We start from the raw sequence: 1,751 nt of genomic DNA on the forward strand, positions 1-1,751 counted from the left end.
TCGCCGTAGCTATCTTCGTTGATACCAGAACTGCGGACAATAACCGGCTGTGATGCGTCCAGTTCCGAGCGCAGCACCCTGATCTGTCGGGCCGCTTCAGAATGTTCAACCTGTTGGTAAAAGTCACTACTGGCAACAAATCTCGCCAGACCTGCCAGCCAGTTATTCCTTTTGGTTTGCTCTTCAGGTGGTAAGGCATTGAGGTATTCCGTGATTTTCACCAGGCTGGTCTCCGCCCCCAGTGCATCGACGATATCGGGGAGATAGGGGGCTAAGCAATGGATATCCAGAGTGTGTTGTTCAAGTGCATTCATTACCTGTGCTGTAACACATCTGAACGGTGGGACCGACAGATTTTCTGCCTGCATGCGATGCAAAAACATTCCCTTGCCCCCAAGTTGTTGCCGGTTGGGGGGAGGATAGTCAGGAGGCTGATGTAGTGGGGCTGAAAGAGATGATTGGCAGAGGCGGTTGGTTAATGGAGTTTTGTCGGTCAGAATGCCACTGGTATCAGAATGCTTGATAAAACTTTTGGATGAACTTTTGGCCCCGGTACCCGGGTTTGGGTTAGTTATCGGGCTTTGGTAATCAGAAATGTGGACCTTGGCGTGTAACATTAAGATATCCCTCTAATGTAAATTTTCATCCATGATTTCAAGGCTGGTGCCTGATTTTTTGAGTGATCGTTCGGCTAAAAAAATCGTACATGATGAACATTTATACAAGGTTGTTTTTAAAAAGTTCACAGGACAAAATCCATGGCAAGGTTTTCTCTTTACTGGATAAAATCGGAAATGTGCAAGTTAATTCAGGACAGTTCCTTAACTGCGGATGCATTGACGAACTTTGGGGTTTCTCAGGGTTGCTGAGGAGATAAAGGTATTATCAGTTTTAAGTTTGCGAGAAGCATAAATAAAAGCACGGTGATCATGTTTAATTAAGTCCAGCAAATAATCGCGATCATTAAGTATCTTTTCACTGGCATAAAATAAGTGGTTAATATTATCAGCAATAAACATATTAATCATGTCTTTATCGCTTCGAAGTCTTTCACTTGCATACATCAGAGAGCTTGGCTCCTTTGCGACAGCGGCCATTACAATGTCATCATCATTTTGAAGTTCCGGGCTGGCACGTTCCAGCTCCTCGCCTTTTTGAGTGACTGCGGCTCTGACGACATCTTTATCATTCTTCAGTGCTTTACTGACATATTTCAGGTCCTTTGGATGTTCTTTAATAATTGGTAATACAACGTATTTATCATTTCGAACCTGTTGGCTGGCATATTTCAGCCCATGCTTCTGCAAGGCATTCTTGACCTTTTGTTTATGATCCGAAAGCGGCTGACCCGGTGGAACTTCAAACTCCAGGTTGTAACGGTAGGTTGGTTTGATAACAAAGTATTGATTTTCCAAGCCATACATAAGCTCTGCCGCAGGAGTAGCGTAATCGGGATCTATCAATAAAAGATGATGTAAGAGTTCCCTGCGGGTATTCTCAGCGATCTCATCACACATTAACATTTCCCGAAGATTGTCCTCCTGCTTTTCCTGTTTGCACTTTTCCAGCCGTTGAACATGATTAATAAACTGTTGGTGGTGGTTGCTTAATAACTGGCAACAACCGGGGGTAATCTTCCAACCCCCTTTGTAAAACATTGAGAAAAGGCAGTGTTGCAAGGCGAATCTATCGGCTTCTGCTGAAAAATCGTTATTAAGTCGTTGTGCAAGCAAGTTAAAGTTCCACTGATT

The 1,751-nt window shown here is 43.7% G+C and carries 2 protein-coding genes; both read right to left on the reverse strand.

The genetic code is table 11. The features are described 5' to 3' along the window. The coding region (locus KDK15_RS16025; protein WP_257296393.1) for a PEP/pyruvate-binding domain-containing protein at positions 1–617 on the reverse strand (617 nt) is incomplete at its 3' end. Positions 618–821: 204 nt separating this feature from the next. After that, the gene (locus tag KDK15_RS16030) at positions 822–1,517 is read right to left on the reverse strand and encodes a DUF4116 domain-containing protein (protein WP_257296394.1); all 696 of its coding nucleotides are present in this window, start codon (positions 1,515–1,517) and stop codon (positions 822–824) included. Positions 1,518–1,751: the final 234 nt, after the last annotated feature.

The organism is Endozoicomonas sp. YOMI1, from assembly GCF_024606345.1.
Classification (GTDB): domain Bacteria; phylum Pseudomonadota; class Gammaproteobacteria; order Pseudomonadales; family Endozoicomonadaceae; genus Endozoicomonas.

Bases quoted from the DNA above. Each gene is read 5' to 3' on its own strand.
- KDK15_RS16030 (WP_257296394.1), bottom strand. From the start codon at position 1,517: ATGTGTGATGAGATCGCTGAGAATACCCGCAGGGAACTCTTACATCAT.